The 14,453-nt window shown below is 66.5% G+C and carries 10 protein-coding genes; 7 read left to right on the top strand and 3 right to left on the bottom strand.

The features are described from left to right. The first annotated feature begins 71 nt into the window (after positions 1-71). From alc to AC0KXH_RS05345, 6 genes are all read left to right on the top strand, one after another. Positions 72-1,067, top strand: coding sequence for an allantoicase (alc, locus tag AC0KXH_RS05370; RefSeq protein ID WP_003298235.1), 996 nt, complete (start codon positions 72-74; stop codon positions 1,065-1,067). A 131-nt stretch (positions 1,068-1,198) separates the two neighbouring features. Then, on the top strand, positions 1,199-1,729 hold the full coding sequence (locus AC0KXH_RS05365; protein WP_488224293.1) for an ureidoglycolate lyase: 531 nt from the start codon (positions 1,199-1,201) through the stop codon (positions 1,727-1,729). Positions 1,730-1,793: 64 nt separating this feature from the next. Further along, on the top strand, positions 1,794-3,023 hold the full coding sequence (locus AC0KXH_RS05360) for a urate hydroxylase PuuD (RefSeq protein ID WP_439931316.1): 1,230 nt from the start codon (positions 1,794-1,796) through the stop codon (positions 3,021-3,023). 185 nt (positions 3,024-3,208) lie between these two features. Further along, complete coding sequence (locus AC0KXH_RS05355; RefSeq protein ID WP_488224292.1) at positions 3,209-5,962, top strand: cation-transporting P-type ATPase; 2,754 nt, start codon at positions 3,209-3,211, stop codon at positions 5,960-5,962. Between the two features lie 70 nt (positions 5,963-6,032). Further along, positions 6,033-7,583, top strand: coding sequence for a cation:proton antiporter domain-containing protein (locus AC0KXH_RS05350; protein ID WP_200293308.1), 1,551 nt, complete (start codon positions 6,033-6,035; stop codon positions 7,581-7,583). A 435-nt stretch (positions 7,584-8,018) separates the two neighbouring features. After that, positions 8,019-8,813: an outer membrane protein OmpK gene (locus AC0KXH_RS05345; RefSeq protein WP_488224291.1), complete on the top strand. Its 795-nt coding sequence runs from the start codon at positions 8,019-8,021 to the stop codon at positions 8,811-8,813. A gap of 669 nt (positions 8,814-9,482) precedes the next feature. Here the strand turns inward: AC0KXH_RS05345 and AC0KXH_RS05340 are convergent. Beyond that, on the bottom strand, positions 9,483-11,414 hold the full coding sequence (locus AC0KXH_RS05340) for a methyl-accepting chemotaxis protein (RefSeq protein ID WP_488224290.1): 1,932 nt from the start codon (positions 11,412-11,414) through the stop codon (positions 9,483-9,485). 229 nt (positions 11,415-11,643) lie between these two features. Here AC0KXH_RS05340 and AC0KXH_RS05335 point away from each other — a divergent pair, with 229 nt between their 5' ends. Further along, positions 11,644-12,258: a TetR/AcrR family transcriptional regulator gene (locus AC0KXH_RS05335; RefSeq protein WP_041107363.1), complete on the top strand. Its 615-nt coding sequence runs from the start codon at positions 11,644-11,646 to the stop codon at positions 12,256-12,258. Here AC0KXH_RS05335 and AC0KXH_RS05330 read toward each other — a convergent pair. Then, entirely contained in the window at positions 12,255-13,493 is a 1,239-nt protein-coding gene (locus AC0KXH_RS05330; RefSeq protein ID WP_488224289.1) for a sensor domain-containing phosphodiesterase, read from the bottom strand. The two genes, AC0KXH_RS05335 and AC0KXH_RS05330, sit on opposite strands and share 4 nt — an antisense overlap. Positions 13,494-13,593: 100 nt before the next feature. Continuing rightward, positions 13,594-14,391: an exodeoxyribonuclease III gene (gene xth, locus AC0KXH_RS05325; protein ID WP_312200749.1), complete on the bottom strand. Its 798-nt coding sequence runs from the start codon at positions 14,389-14,391 to the stop codon at positions 13,594-13,596. Between the last annotated feature and the right edge of the window lie 62 nt (positions 14,392-14,453).

Here is a 14,453-nt window from a genome sequence, read left to right as displayed (position 1 = left end):
GGAAAACAGGCAACACCGCAACACAGGCAATAAAGGCAGAAACCGCTCCACTCATTTCAAGGCAGATCGCGATGAAAGCTTACGCCGTACCCTTCGAGAAATACGTCAACCTGGCCGACGCCCGCCTGGGCACCCGCGCCATTTCCGTCACCGACGACTGGTTCGCCGACGTCAACCGGCTGTTCCAGCCGACGCCGGCCGTATGGAAGGAGGGCGTGTTCGATGACAACGGCAAGTGGATGGACGGCTGGGAGTCGCGCCGCAAGCGCTTCGAAGGCTACGACCATGCCGTGATCCGCCTCGGCGTGCCCGGCTGGATCAAGGGCGTGGACATCGACACCAGCCACTTCACCGGCAACTTTCCGCCGTCGGCCTCGCTGGAAGCCTGCTTCGTCGCCGAAGGCGATCCGAACGACGACACCGTCTGGACCGAAGTCCTGCCGGCCGTCGAGCTCAAGGGCAACAGCCATCACTACCACGAGATCGCCTTCGACAAGCCGGTCAGCCACCTGCGCTTCAATATCTACCCGGACGGCGGCGTCGCCCGCCTGCGCGTGCACGGCATTCCGTACCGCGACTGGAGCAGCGTCGGCGACAACGAGCAGATCGACCTCGCCGCTGCCCTCAACGGTGGCCGCGCGCTGGCCTGCTCCGACGAGCACTTCGGCCGCATGAGCAACATCCTCAACCCCAACCGTGGCGAGAACATGGGCGACGGCTGGGAAACCGCCCGCCGCCGCACGCCCGGTAACGACTGGGTGATCGTCGCCCTCGGCCACCCGGGCGAGATCGAGCGCATCGTCGTCGATACCCTGCACTTCAAGGGCAACTACCCGGACAGCTGCACCATCCAGGCGGCCTACGTGAAGGGCGGCACCGACAGCCAGATCGAGACCCAGAGCCTGTTCTGGCGCGAACTGCTGCCGAGCCAGAAGCTCTCCATGCACGCCGAACACGAGTTCGTCGAGCAGATCGCCAAGCTCGGCCCGGTGACCCACGTGCGCCTGAACATTTTCCCGGACGGCGGCGTCAGCCGGCTGCGCTTGTTCGGCAAGGTGGCGAAGTAATCGCTGAGGCGGGATCGCAGGATTCCGCCTTCGGCTCAGACACCTCCCGTAGGAGCGAGCTCGCTCGCGAATGATCCACCCCAGAATCGCGAGCAAGCTCGCTCCTACAGACAACCGCTAAAGAGCAAACCATGCGCACCCTGACCATCGAGCCACTGACCAAGGAAGCCTTCGCCCCCTTCGGCGACGTCATCGAGACCGAAGGCAGCGAATTCTTCATGATCAACAACGGCTCGACCCGCCGCTATCACAAGCTGGCCACGGTCGAGACGGCCGAACCCGAGGACAGGGCGATCATCAGTATCTTCAGTGCCGAAGCGCTGGAAATGCCGCTGGTTATCCGCATGCTGGAACGTCATCCGCTGGGCAGCCAGGCCTTCGTGCCGCTGCTCGGCCACCCCTTTCTGGTCGTGGTCGCGCCACTTGGCGATGCACCTGTACCGGGCCACGTCCGCGCCTTCCGCAGCAACGGCAGGCAGGGCGTCAATTACCACCGCGGCGTCTGGCACCACCCGGTGCTGACGATCGAAAAGCGGGATGAATTCCTGGTGGTCGATCGCAGCGGTTCTGGCAACAACTGCGACGAGTACTTCTTCACGGAGGATCAGCAACTCCTCCTCGACCCCAACAGGTTTCGCGCTGAGCCCAACCGCGCGCGGTGACTCGGACCGATACCCATAAGAAGAAAGGACGGCAGCTGCAGCCGCCGTACAAGAGGTAATCAACGTGGACGCACATCTGACCGAATGGCTGAACCTGGGAATTCGCTGGATACACATGATCGTCGGCATCGCCTGGATCGGTGCCTCCTTCTATTTCGTCTGGCTGGAGAACAACCTCAACCGCAGCAACCCGCGCGAAGGGCTGTCGGGTGATCTCTGGGCCATCCACGGTGGCGGTATCTACCACCTGGAGAAATACAAGCTCGCCCCTCCGCAGATGCCGGAGAACCTGCACTGGTTCAAGTGGGAGGCCTACACCACCTGGCTGTCGGGCGTCGCCCTGCTGCTGGTGGTCTACTACCTCAACCCCGGCCTGTACCTGATCGCACCGGGCAGCGACCTGGCGCCCGCCACCGCCGTGGCGATCGGCTTCGGCTCGCTGATCGTCGGCTGGTTCGTCTACGACCTGCTGTGCGATTCGCCACTGGGCAAGACCCCCGCGCTGCTCGGCCTGGTGCTGTTCGTGCTGGTGATCGCCGCCTGCTGGGGCTATTCGCAGATTTTCAGCGGCCGCGCGGCCTACATCCACACCGGCGCGCTGATCGGTACCATCATGGTCGGCAACGTGTTCCGCATCATCATGCCGGCCCAGCGCGCACTGGTCACCGCCATCGAGCAGAACCGCACGCCCGATCCGGTACTGCCGGCCAAGGGCCTGCTGCGCTCGCGGCACAACAACTACTTCACCCTGCCGGTGCTGTTCATCATGATCAGCAACCACTTCCCGAGCACCTATGGCAGCCAGTACAACTGGCTGATCCTCGCCGGCCTGGCCGCGCTCTCGGTGCTGGTGCGCCACTTCTTCAACACCCGCCACGAGAGCAACCGCTTCGCCTGGGCGCTGCCCGCCGCCGCGGTGGGGATGATCTGCCTGGCCTTCGTCACCTCACCGAACCGCCCGAACAGCGCGCCGAACCTGGCCGCCACCTCGCCGGAACAGGCCAGCGTCACGGTCGAGGCCCAAGGCCAGGCGCCGAGCTTCGCCGAGGTCAACAAGGTCATCGAAGAGCGCTGCGCCGTCTGCCACTCGGCCAAGCCGAGCAGCCCGATGTTCGCCAGCGCACCGGCCGGGGTGATGTTCGACACCCCCGAGCAGATCCGCCAGCAGGCCGCGAAGATCCACGCCCAGAGCGTCGCCAGCCAGATCATGCCGTTGGGCAACATCACGCAGATGACGCAGGACGAGCGTGACCTCATCGCCAGTTGGATCGCCACGGGCGCCCACATCGATTGAGCACAAGCGCCGGGGTCATGCCCCGGCGCCTCCCTCGCAGCACCCCGCCCCTCGCCGCGTTCGTCGGCTGTTACAAATTCACCGCCTCGAAAACGCCCCGGTTTGCCTGAAGTCAGCCATCGCCAGTCACGCTTGGCTAGGCTGGAGACGTCTGCGATCACGCCTTTGCCGCCCAGGGTGTCTCGATGAAAGACCGCTCCAGCCAGGATGCAAGCCGCGCTCCACGCACCGATTGGCACAGTCTGCCCACCGAGGAGGTCGCCCGGCGACTGGACACCGGCCCAAGCGGCCTGAGCGAGAACGAGGCGCGCGCACGCCTGCAGCGCTACGGCGCCAACCGCCTCGCCCCGCCGAAGACCCGCAGCCCGCTGATGCGCCTGCTCGCGCAGTTCCACAACATCCTGCTCTACGTGATGCTCGCCAGCTCGGTCATCACCGCGCTGCTCGAGCACTGGGTGGACGCCGCCGTGCTGCTGGCGGCCGCGGTGATCAATGCCGTGATCGGCTTCATCCAGGAAGGCAAGGCCGAAGCGGCGCTGGATGCCATTCGCGGCATGCTCTCGACCCAGGCCACCGTCATTCGTGACGGCAGCCGCCGACAGATCGACGCCGCCGAGCTGGTGCCCGGCGACCGTGTGCTGCTGGCCTCCGGCGACCGCGTGCCGGCCGACCTGCGGCTGCTCACGGTCAGGGAGCTGCGTGTCGAGGAGGCGGCGCTGACCGGCGAATCGCTGCCGGTGGAAAAACACATCGAGGCGGTCGCCGCCAGCGCACCGCTCGGTGATCGCTACGACATGGCGTATTCCGGCACCCTTGTGGTGTACGGCCAGGCGACGGGCCTGGTGGTCGGCACCGGCAGCGATACCGAACTCGGCCAGATCAATCGCCTGCTGACCGACATCCGCCAACTGGCCACGCCCCTGCTGCGTCAGGTCGACCGCTTCGGCCGCGTGCTGGCCTTTGTCATCCTCGCCGTCTGTGCGCTCACCTTCGCCCTCGGCACGCTCTGGCGCGGCCACGGCGCCGAGGACATGTTTCTCATGGTCGTGGCCCTGGCGGCAGCCGCCATTCCCGAGGGCCTGCCGGCGATCATGACCGTCACCCTGGCGCTCGGCGTGCAGCGCATGGCCCAGCGCAACGCCATCATCCGGCGCCTGCCGGCAGTGGAGACGCTCGGCTCGGTCACGGTGATCTGCTCGGACAAGACCGGCACCCTGACGCGCAACGAGATGACCGTGCAACGCGTCGTCTGCGCGGCACACCGCTTCGAGGTCGGCGGCGTCGGCTACGCGCCGGTTGGCGACTGCACCCTCGACGGGCGCATCATCGACCCGGACCATTACCCGTCCCTGGCGCTGGCGATTCGCATCGGCGTGCTGTGCAACGATGCGCGGCTGCACGAACGCGACGGCCATTGGCAGGTCGACGGCGACCCCACCGAAGGCGCGCTGCTGGTGCTCGGCGGCAAGGTCGGCTTCACCCAGCATATTGCCGATGCCGCCTGGCCACGCCTCGACTCGATTCCCTTCGAGTCCCAGCACCGCTTCATGGCCAGCCAGCATCGCGACAGCGACGGCGCCTGCTGGCTGTTCGTCAAGGGCGCACCGGAACGGCTGATGGAGATGTGCGACCACCAGCTCGGTGACAGCGGCGCGCAGCCGCTCGACGCGGACTACTGGCGGCGCATGGCCACCGACATCGCCGCGCGCGGCCTGCGCCTGCTGGCCCTGGCCTGCAAGCGTGCCGAACCGGCAAGCGGGCATCTGCAGGCGAGCGACATGCACGGCGGCTTCGGCCTGGTGGCGCTGGTCGGCATCATCGACCCGCCGCGCGAGGAGGCCATTGCCGCCGTCAACGAATGCCACCGCGCCGGCATCCAGGTGAAGATGATCACCGGCGACCACGCCGAAACCGCCCGCGCGATCGGAGCGCAGCTGGACATCGGTCATGGCAGTGCGGCAATCACCGGCGCCGAGGTGGCGCTGATGGAGGACGCCGAGCTGCGTCGCGTGGTGCGCGACGTCGACGTCTTCGCCCGGGCCAGCCCCGAGCACAAGCTGCGCCTGGTCGAGGCCCTGCAGGCCAGCGGCGAAGTGGTCGCCATGACCGGCGACGGGGTCAACGATGCACCGGCGCTCAAGCGCGCCGATGTCGGCGTGGCGATGGGCCTCAAGGGCACCGAGGCGGCCAAGGAAGCCGCCGCCATGGTGCTGACCGATGACAATTTCGCCACCATCGCCGCAGCCGTGCGCGAAGGCCGCGCGGTGTACGACAACCTGAAGAAGTTCGTGCTGTTCTCGCTGCCGACCAACGGCGGCGAAGCGCTGGTGGTGATCGCAGCGATCCTCTTCGAGCTGGCGCTGCCGATGACCCCGGCACAGGTACTGTGGGTCAACCTGGTCACCTCCAGCACGCTCGGGCTGGCGCTGGCCTTCGAGCCGGCCGAACCGGGCATCATGACGCGCCCGCCCCGGCCGCCGAGCGAACCGTTGCTCAGCGGCTTCTTCGCCTGGCGCGTGGTCATGGTCTCGTTGCTGATGATGATCGGCGCGCTGGGCGTGTTCCTCTGGGAAATGCAGCGCAGCGGCGACGTGCAGACCGCACGCACCTTGGCGGTCAATGCCGTGGTGATGGCCGAGATCTTCTACCTGGTCAGCAGCCGCTCGATCTTCGCCTCGGTGCTGAATCGCCGCGGGCTGACCGCCAACCCCTACGTGCTGCTGTCGATCGCGGCGTGCCTGCCGTTGCAGCTGGCGTTCACCCACGCGCCGGTGATGCAGGCGCTGTTCGGCTCGGTCGACCTGACGCTCCTGCAGTGGCTGCAGGCGCTCGCCGCGGGATTGCTCGTGCTGCTGGTCGCCGAGCTGGAAAAACTGGTGATCCGCCGCACGTCGCTGGGCCGTCGGCTCGGCCAGCGCCCGGACGCGGCGGACCGGTAGGCCGCTCGTACTCGACAACCGGCGTCCGGCCGTTACAATTCGGCGCCCCGCCCGTCCCGGAAGCCCCTCGATGATTGAAGCCAGCTGGATCGCCTTCGCGTTCGTTCTGGGCCTCGTGGCCCGGTCCATCGGCCTGCCGCCGCTGATCGGCTACCTCGGCGCCGGCTTTGCCCTGGCCGCGGCCGGCGAGCGCATCGGCGTCGGCCCGGACGACAGCGAGATCCTTCAGCACCTGGCCCACCTCGGCGTGCTGCTGTTGCTGTTCACCGTCGGCCTCAAGCTCAAGCTCAGCAACCTGGTCAGGCGCGAGATCATTGGCGGCAGCCTGCTGCACTTCGCCATTTCAAGCCTGCTGGTGTTGCCGGCGGTGGTGTTCATCTTCGATGCCAGCTGGCGCGACAGCCTGTTGATCGCCGTCGCGCTGTCGTTTTCCAGCACCGTGCTGGCGGCCAAGGTGCTGGAAGGCAAACGGGAGCTGAAGGCCTTTCACGGTCGGGTCGCAATCGGCGTGCTGATCATCCAGGACCTCATCGCGCTGGTGGTCATGAGCCTGGCCGCCGGCCAGGTCCCCTCGCCCTGGGCGCTGCTGGTGTTCCTGCTGCCCCTGCTGCGCCCGCTGCTGTTCCGCCTGCTCGACCATTCCGGTCACGAAGAGCTGCTGGTGCTGCTCGGCCTGATGCTCGCGCTGGTGGTCGGCGGAGTCGGCTTCGAAAGCGTCGGCCTGAGCTCCGAGCTCGGTGCGCTGGCGTTCGGCGCCATGCTGGCCAAGCACAAGCGCGCCACGGAGCTTTCCAACTCGCTGTGGGCGATCAAGGAAGTCTTTCTCGTCGGTTTCTTTCTGCAGATCGGCATCCGCGGCCTGCCCGACAGCGACGCGATGATCTTCGCCGCCGTCGTCGCACTGCTGCTGCCTCTCAAGGGCGTGCTGTTCTTCTTTCTCTTCCTGGGCTTCCGCCTGCGCGCGCGCAGCGCCTTTCTCAGCGCCACGAGCCTGACCAACTACAGCGAGTTCGGCCTGATCGTCGCCAGCGTGGTATTGCCGCAATGGCTGACGCCGCTCGCAGTCGCCGTGGCGCTGTCGTTCGTCGTTTCCGCGCAGCTCAACCGCCTCTCGCACCCGCTCTACGATCGCCTGGCGCGCCGGCTGATCCCGCTGGAACGCAACATCCGCCACCCAGACGAGCAGCCGGTGTCGCTCGGCGCCGCGCAGATCCTGGTGATGGGCATGGGGCGCACCGGACGCGCGGCCTACGATCACCTGCAAGGCAAGGGGTTCCGCCTGGTCAGCCTCGACTCGGACCCGGTGATGGTCCAGCGCAACCTCACCGAAGGCCGCAATATCTTCTTCGCCGATGCCGAGGACCAGATGTTCTGGCAGACCCTGGAAATGAACCAGGTCAAGGCGGTGGTACTGGCGATGAACGACGCCGAGGCAAAGATCATCTCGACCACCAAGCTGCGCGACATCGGCTTCACCGGGTTGATCGTCTCGCATGCGATGTACGAGGACATCGCCGAGCGCATCCAGGCTGCCGGTGCAGATCGGACCTACCTGACGATGACCGAGGCCGGCACGGGCCTGGCGGAGAACGTCGCGCGCGAACTGCAGCCGGACGCCTGAATCATTGTGTACAAAATGCAATTCAATTGTTCGCATAGCTGAATACAGCCTGCTATAGTCCAGCACGTTATCGGCACCGCGCCGCTGCCTCGTGCAGCGGTGGCCGTGCCCCGCAAGCCCACGACCACACAACAACAACTGGCAGGCTTAGCAATGACTCCACACCCTTGGCAGATCCCTGCCAGCCGACGCATGTCGCCCCTTTCGCGAACCTCGCTCGCCCGTCCAGCGCCTGCCCGACGTCACGGCCCGCCGCCTGCGCTGCAGGACAATCCTCAGCCGCCCGACGCCACCGGCCCGTCGCCTGCGACGCCATGCCTCAGCCGAACCGACGCAGGTTCACCGGGCTGACGCCGCAGCACGCTTCCCGCCTCGCTGCGCTTGCAAGACAATGCGAGGCAAAAAACGACACTTGGCAACCACAGGAACCTCCCCATGCACCTGAAGACCGCTCCCCTCGCTCTGGCCCTGGCGGGCAGCACGCTGGCCGCGCCGGCGATGGCCGAAGGCCTGCTGTACTGGCAGAACAACAGCCTGACCTACCTGTACGGCAAGAATTACAAGGTCAACCCGGCCATTCAGCAGACCGTAACCTTCGAGCACGCCAACGGCTGGAAGTACGGCGACACCTTCTTCTTCGTCGACTCGATCCACTACAACGGCAAGGGCGACTTCGGAGGGACCGATGACAGCACGTTCTATGGCGAATTTTCGCCGCGCCTGTCGTTCGGCAAGATCTTCCAGCGCGACCTGAGCATCGGCCCGATCAAGGACGTGCTGGTCGCGATGACCTACGAGTTCGGCGAAGGTGATGTGGAAACCTACATGATCGGCCCCGGCTTCGATCTCGACATCCCGGGCTTCGACTACTTCTCGCTGAACATCTACAACCGCAACACCGACGGCGATCGCGCCGGCGATGGCGTCTGGCAGATCACCCCGGTGTGGGGCTACACCCTGCCGGTGGGCAATTCGGACATCCTCATCGACGGCTTCATCGACTGGGTGGTGGACAACGACCGCAACTCGCGCGGCGAGGAATACCACGCCAACTTCCACTTCAACCCGCAGATCAAATACGACCTGGGCAAGGCGCTGAACTGGGGCGAGAAGCAGCTGTACGTCGGTATCGAGTACGACTACTGGACCGACAAATACGGCATTGAGGACAGCTCGGCGTTCACTACCGACCAGAACACCTTCAGCGCCATCGTCAAGGCGCATTTCTGAGTCTGCGGCAACACCGAAAAGGGCGGCCCGCGGGTCGCCCTTTTTTGTGGCCGAAAATTGATATGGCAGCGAGACGGATAGCGGACCGGCAAGCGTTGCGACGCAGCCTGCCTGAAGGATCGGGCGCGTACCGAGCGAGCTGCCAACCCGGGCCTCGGCTCTGCAGCCGAGCCACTTGCGCTTCGCTCCGGATCGCCGGCCGGCGCGAAACGAGCAAACGCCCGACAGCACGATCTCGCCATTTCACGGCCCGACTGCCCGCTCCGGCACCGCACTGGGCCCCCCCTCACGATGGGACGTTCTTGCCTCGCGGCCCCGTCCGTCCATCGTCACTTGCTCGGCCTCCCTGTCGTGCGCAGCACCACCCGGCCTACTGGCGCGGGCGCGGCCGCGTCACCGAGAAGTTCGAGCAGCGCACTTCGCCAGGCTCCGCTCTGTTTTGGCTTCAGCTCACCTTGCAGGGTCTGTCTGGCAACACCGACGGCCCCCCGGAGGCGGAATGAAGTCCGCGCGCAGGGAAGCCAGCGGCATGACGGCCGGCGCTAGGAAAACGCCAGGCTCCACCAGGCCGGCAGGCGCCTCGCCAATCGCCATCACGCTGCGCGAACCAAAGCGGCCAAACCCCAGCCGCGCAAGAAACGGAGGTTCTGCGCCTCGCCCCTGCCCCTTTTACAACCGGAAGCTTCCCATCTGCCGCCCCAGGTCCTCGGCGAGTTGCGAGAGCGCCTGACAGTCGCTGCGGCAGGCCTGTACATCGCGTGCGGTGGCCTGCGCCAGGTCGGCGATACCCTGCACATTGCGGGTGATCTCCTCGGTCACGCTGCTCTGCTCCTCGGTCGCGGCAGCCACCTGGGTGTTCATGTCGCTGATCGACTCGACCTGCTCGGTGATTTCGCCGAGCGACTGCCCGGTACGCTGGCTGGCCGCCACGCCGGTGCCGGTGGCCGCCTGGCCGGCGTGCATGGCGCCGACGGCGGTCTCGGCACCGCTCTTCAGCCGCGCGATCATCTGCTGGATCTCGTCGGTGGAGGCCTGGGTGCGACTGGCCAGGGTCCGCACCTCATCGGCGACCACGGCAAACCCTCGCCCCATGTCGCCGGCACGGGCGGCTTCGATCGCCGCGTTCAGCGCCAGCAGGTTGGTCTGCTCGGAAATGCTGCGAATCACCGCCAGCACCTGATCGATGGAAGCCACCTGCTGCGCCAGCTCGGTCACCGAACCGGCTGCCTGGCCGATCTGCCCGGACATCCGCTCGATATGGGCAATGGACTCGCCAACCACCTGGCGCGCCTCCAGCGCTTCGCTGCGCGCTCCCTGCGACGCCTGCGCGGCGTTGCTGGCATTGCGCGCGATCTCCTGCACGGTCAGGCCCATCTCGTGCACGGCGGTAGCCACCATGTCGGTCATCTCGTGCTGTCGCCCGGCGCGCATCGCGGTGTCGTCGACCACCCGCGCAACCTGGCCGACCGCCGTGCGCAACTGCTCGCCGGTCTTCAGCACGTCGCCGATCAACCCGCGCAGGCTGGCAATGAAGCGGTTGAACCCTCGCGCCAGGTCGCCAAGCTCGTCGGCCCGGCTCTCGTCGAGCCGACGGGTCAGGTCACCGCCACCGCCGCCGATCTCGACCAGCGCGGCCGTGACCTGCCGAATCGGCCGTACCAGTCCGCGAGCCAGCAGCACGATCACGCCGAGAAAGGCCAGGCCAATGGCCGCGCCGATCAGGCTGGTGGTCCACAGGGTGCGCCGTGCCTCGCCGAAGATCTCGGCTTCCGGCACCTCGGCGACCAGTTGCCAGCCGAGGCCTTCGAGCGGCTTGGCCATGGCCAGAAAGGTCTCGCCGTCGCGCTCGAAGCGCACCACCCCGCCGCTACCGGACTGCAGTTGCCCGGCCGCCTCGGCGCCGGTCAGCTCGGTGAGCGCGGCGCGCCCGTTGCGCTCGCTCTGCGGATGGATCTTGACCTGTCCGTCGCTGCCGACGAGGTATACCTCGCCGCGCTCGCCAAAGCGGAAGTCGGCGATCAGCGCGGACATGCTGCTCAGGCTGTAGCCCAGCCCGGCGACGCCGAGCACACGCCCGCCGGCGCTGATGCGCTGATTGATGAACAGCGTCGGCTGGCGGGTCGCCTTGTCGATGTCCAGCTCCAGCCGGCGCTCCTGGCTGCCGTCGACCAGGCTGTAGAACCAGGCGTCGGCGGCTGCCGAGCGCGACAGCGTGCGACTGAGCCCCGCGTCGGAATAGTAGTGCCCGCTGTCGAGCACGGCGATGGAGGTGGCCAGTGCGTTCTGCTGCGCCTTGACGCCGTGCAGGTAGCGGGCAATGGCGGCGGCCTGCTGCGGGTCTTCGCCCTGGCCGAGCCAGTCATGCACCAGCGTGTTGCCGGCGATCGCCGCGGTCGCGGTGATCGGGCCGGCCAGGGTGCGTTCGATGTCATGCGCGATGGCGTTGATGTTGGCCGGCAACGCCTCGTCGAGCAGGTAGCGCTCGGCCAGCCGTTCGACGGCAGAGGCGTAGACCAGAATGACGATCAGCAGACTCGTCAGCAGGGCAGCGCCCATGCTGAGGATCAACTGCCACTGGATGCTGCGCTTGAAGAACGGCATGGAGGCAACCTCGTGCGGGTAATTTCGTACACATCATTTGGCCATCACTGTACACAATTTTCAGTACAGGCAAAGAGGCTTAGCGGCCTGCCGCCGCTGAACTTGATAGCGGAACCGCCGACCGACGCGGCGCCCGACGAGCGGCGGTGCGGTTGAGAGGCCGAAGAAGCGGGTGCTAGCATGCCGCGCAACGCCGCCTGGCCGGGCGGTGCCAGCCAAGCAGGTCCGCATGTCGAGTATTCGTGAGCGCAACAAAGAACTGATCCTGCGTGCCGCCAGCGAAGAATTCGCCGAGAAGGGCTTCGCCGCCACCAAGACGAGCGATATCGCGGCCCGCGCCGGGCTACCCAAGCCCAACGTCTACTACTACTTCAAGTCCAAGGAAAACCTCTACCGCGAGGTGCTGGAAAGCATCGTCGAGCCGCTGCTCGAAGCATCCGCGCCGTTCAACGAGCCCGGCGAGCCGGGCGATGTGCTGCGCGCCTACATCCGCACGAAAATCCGCATCTCGCGCGACCACGCCTACGCATCGAAGGTCTTCGCCAGCGAGATCATGCACGGGGCGCCGCATCTGTCGCCGGAACGGGTGGCCCAGCTCAACGCCCAGGCGGCGCACAATATCGCCTGCATCCAGCGCTGGATCGATGCCGGGCTGATGGCCAGGGTCGACCCCAACCACCTGCTGTTCAGCATCTGGGCGGCCACCCAGACCTACGCCGACTTCGACTGGCAGATTTCCACCGTGACCGGCAAGGCGGCGCTCGAAGACAGCGACTACGAGGCGGCGGCCGAAACCATCATCCGCCTGGTGCTCAAGGGCTGCGAAGTCACCGAGCGCACCTAGCTGGCCGCGCCCAGCGGCGCCGGGCGGCCGAGCAGATAACCCTGGGCCTTTTTCACGCCGAGCGTGCGCAGCACGGCCAGCTCCTCCTCGGTTTCCACCCCTTCGGCAACCACCTTGCTGCCGGTTTCCGCGGCGAAGCGGATCAGCGCGGCCGCCAGCGCCCGGCAGTTGCTGTCGCCGTCCAGGTTATTGATCAGGCTGCCGTCGAGCTTGATGACGTCCGGCCGCAGCCTGAGGATGTGGCGGAAACTCGCATAGCCGGCACCGGCATCGTCGACCGCCAGCCGCAGGCCGCGCTCGCGCAGCGGGCGCAGTTCATCCTCGACCCGCTCGTAGTCGCAGATGCAGGCGTGCTCGGTGATCTCCAGCATCAGCCGCGCCAGCGGCTGCTCTTCCAGCACCGGCCTCAGCTGGCCGCCGATGATGGTCTCCGGCGAGACGTTGAGCGAGATATAGCTGTCGCCCGGCAACTGCTCGAGTCCCTTGAGCGCCTCGACGATCAGCGCGATCTCCAGCTCACGCTGCAGGCCGACCTCGCCGGCCTCGAGAAACCAGCGGTCCGGTGAGCGCAGCGGTTCGCCGCTGAAGCGCGCAAGCGCCTCGTAGCCCAGCGCCGTACCGGCTTCGACCTGGACGATGGGCTGATAGACCACGTGATAGGCCCGCGAGCGCAAGGTCTCTTCGATCCGCGACAGCTTGCTTCGCTGCACTCGCGCACGGCTGGTCTGGCGTTGCAGCAACTTGCCGGCGAAACCGGCGAACAGGCGCAGCGTGTGCAGGTCACGCACGTTCAGCGTGTTGTCGGGCTGGCTGCTGAAGCAGCAGAAAGTACCGAACAGGCTGCCGTCGCTGAAGTGGATCGGCACCCCGAGGTGTGCGCCGACTACCACGCCAGGCGTCTGCGGAAAGGCGCTGGCCGGCAGCTGGCCGGTATCGGGAATGAGTTCGGGCAGGCGGCCGTCGACGACACGCTGGCAATAGGTCTCGTCCAGCGGGCTGCCGGTGTTCTCGGCGATCGGCAGCGGGCTGGCGCGGCCATCCACATAGCGGAAGATCCGCTGGCCTTCACGAAACTCGCCGATAAAGGCCACATCCATATCCAGGTGCAGCCTGACCGCATGCAGGGCCTCGGCGAGCATCTCGCTTATGGTCATGTTGCTGGACTCGAACTCCAGCACCGAGAAAGGCCCTCGTCGCTCGGTCGCCTCCTCGGGATTCGATTCCTCACCCACCATGATTCACTCCTGCGCTGCCTCGAACGGGCCGGCACTTTACGTAGCGCTTCTGATTGCAAGGGGCCACTGCACCCTCGAAGTTCAGACCACCCGTTTGGCGCTATCGTTTCCCTGGCGCAGCCTCGAGTAAGACCCAGGTCGGCGCGTGGTCACTGGCATGTTCCTGCCCGCGCACCCAGCGATCCACGCCAGCGTCCTGCAGGCGCGGCGCGAGGTCCGGGCTGAGCAGCAGATGGTCGATGCGCAGCCCGGAGTTCTTCTGCCAGTGCTGTCGAAAGTAGTCCCAGAAGGTGTAGATGCGCTCGTCCGGGTATCTGGCGCGCAACGCGTCGGTCCAGCCCTGCGCCAGCAGGCGCTCGAAACATTCGCGGCTTTCCGGCTGCAGCAGCGCGTCCTTCAGCCAGGAGCGCGGGTTGTAGATGTCCTCGTCGGTCGGCACCACGTTGTAGTCGCCGGCCAGCACCACCGGATGCCCGCTGGCGAGCAAGCCGGCGGCGTGCTCGATCAGCCGCTCGAACCAGGCCAGCTTGTAGTCGAACTTCGGCCCGGGCTGCGGGTTGCCGTTGGGTAGATAGAGGCTGGCGACGATCACCCCGTGCACCGCGGCCTCCAGATAGCGGCTGTGGCTGTCGTCCGGGTCGCCGGGCAGGCCGCGGCGGATCTCCAGCGGTTCGCTGTCACGGGCAAGAATGGCCACGCCGTTCCAGGACTTTTGCCCGTGCCAGATGGCGCCGTAGCCGGCGCCGCGGATGTCATCGATGGGAAAGTCGGCATCCTGCGCCTTGAGCTCCTGCAGGCAGACCACATCGGGCTGCTCGCGCTCGAGCCATTCGAGCAGGTTCGGCAGGCGCGCGCGGATGCCGTTGATGTTGAAGGTGGCGATTTTCAAGCGGTCCACAAGCGCCTCGCTGCTCAGCCGGTAGTGTTCACCTTAGCTGTGACCGCACAGGCCCGCATCCG

The organism is Stutzerimonas sp. CXK-1, assembly GCF_057738225.1.
Note: the sequence above shows the minus strand (reverse complement) of the source record. Positions and strands in the feature narration are given on the sequence as shown.

Bases quoted from the DNA above. Each gene is read 5' to 3' on its own strand.
- AC0KXH_RS05365 (WP_488224293.1), top strand. From the start codon at position 1,199: ATGCGCACCCTGACCATCGAGCCACTGACCAAGGAAGCCTTCGCCCCC.
- AC0KXH_RS05355 (WP_488224292.1), top strand. From the start codon at position 3,209: ATGAAAGACCGCTCCAGCCAGGATGCAAGCCGCGCTCCACGCACCGAT.
- alc (WP_003298235.1), top strand. From the start codon at position 72: ATGAAAGCTTACGCCGTACCCTTCGAGAAATACGTCAACCTGGCCGAC.
- AC0KXH_RS05335 (WP_041107363.1), top strand. From the start codon at position 11,644: ATGTCGAGTATTCGTGAGCGCAACAAAGAACTGATCCTGCGTGCCGCC.
- AC0KXH_RS05340 (WP_488224290.1), bottom strand. From the start codon at position 11,414: ATGCCGTTCTTCAAGCGCAGCATCCAGTGGCAGTTGATCCTCAGCATG.
- AC0KXH_RS05330 (WP_488224289.1), bottom strand. From the start codon at position 13,493: ATGGTGGGTGAGGAATCGAATCCCGAGGAGGCGACCGAGCGACGAGGG.
- AC0KXH_RS05345 (WP_488224291.1), top strand. From the start codon at position 8,019: ATGCACCTGAAGACCGCTCCCCTCGCTCTGGCCCTGGCGGGCAGCACG.
- AC0KXH_RS05350 (WP_200293308.1), top strand. From the start codon at position 6,033: ATGATTGAAGCCAGCTGGATCGCCTTCGCGTTCGTTCTGGGCCTCGTG.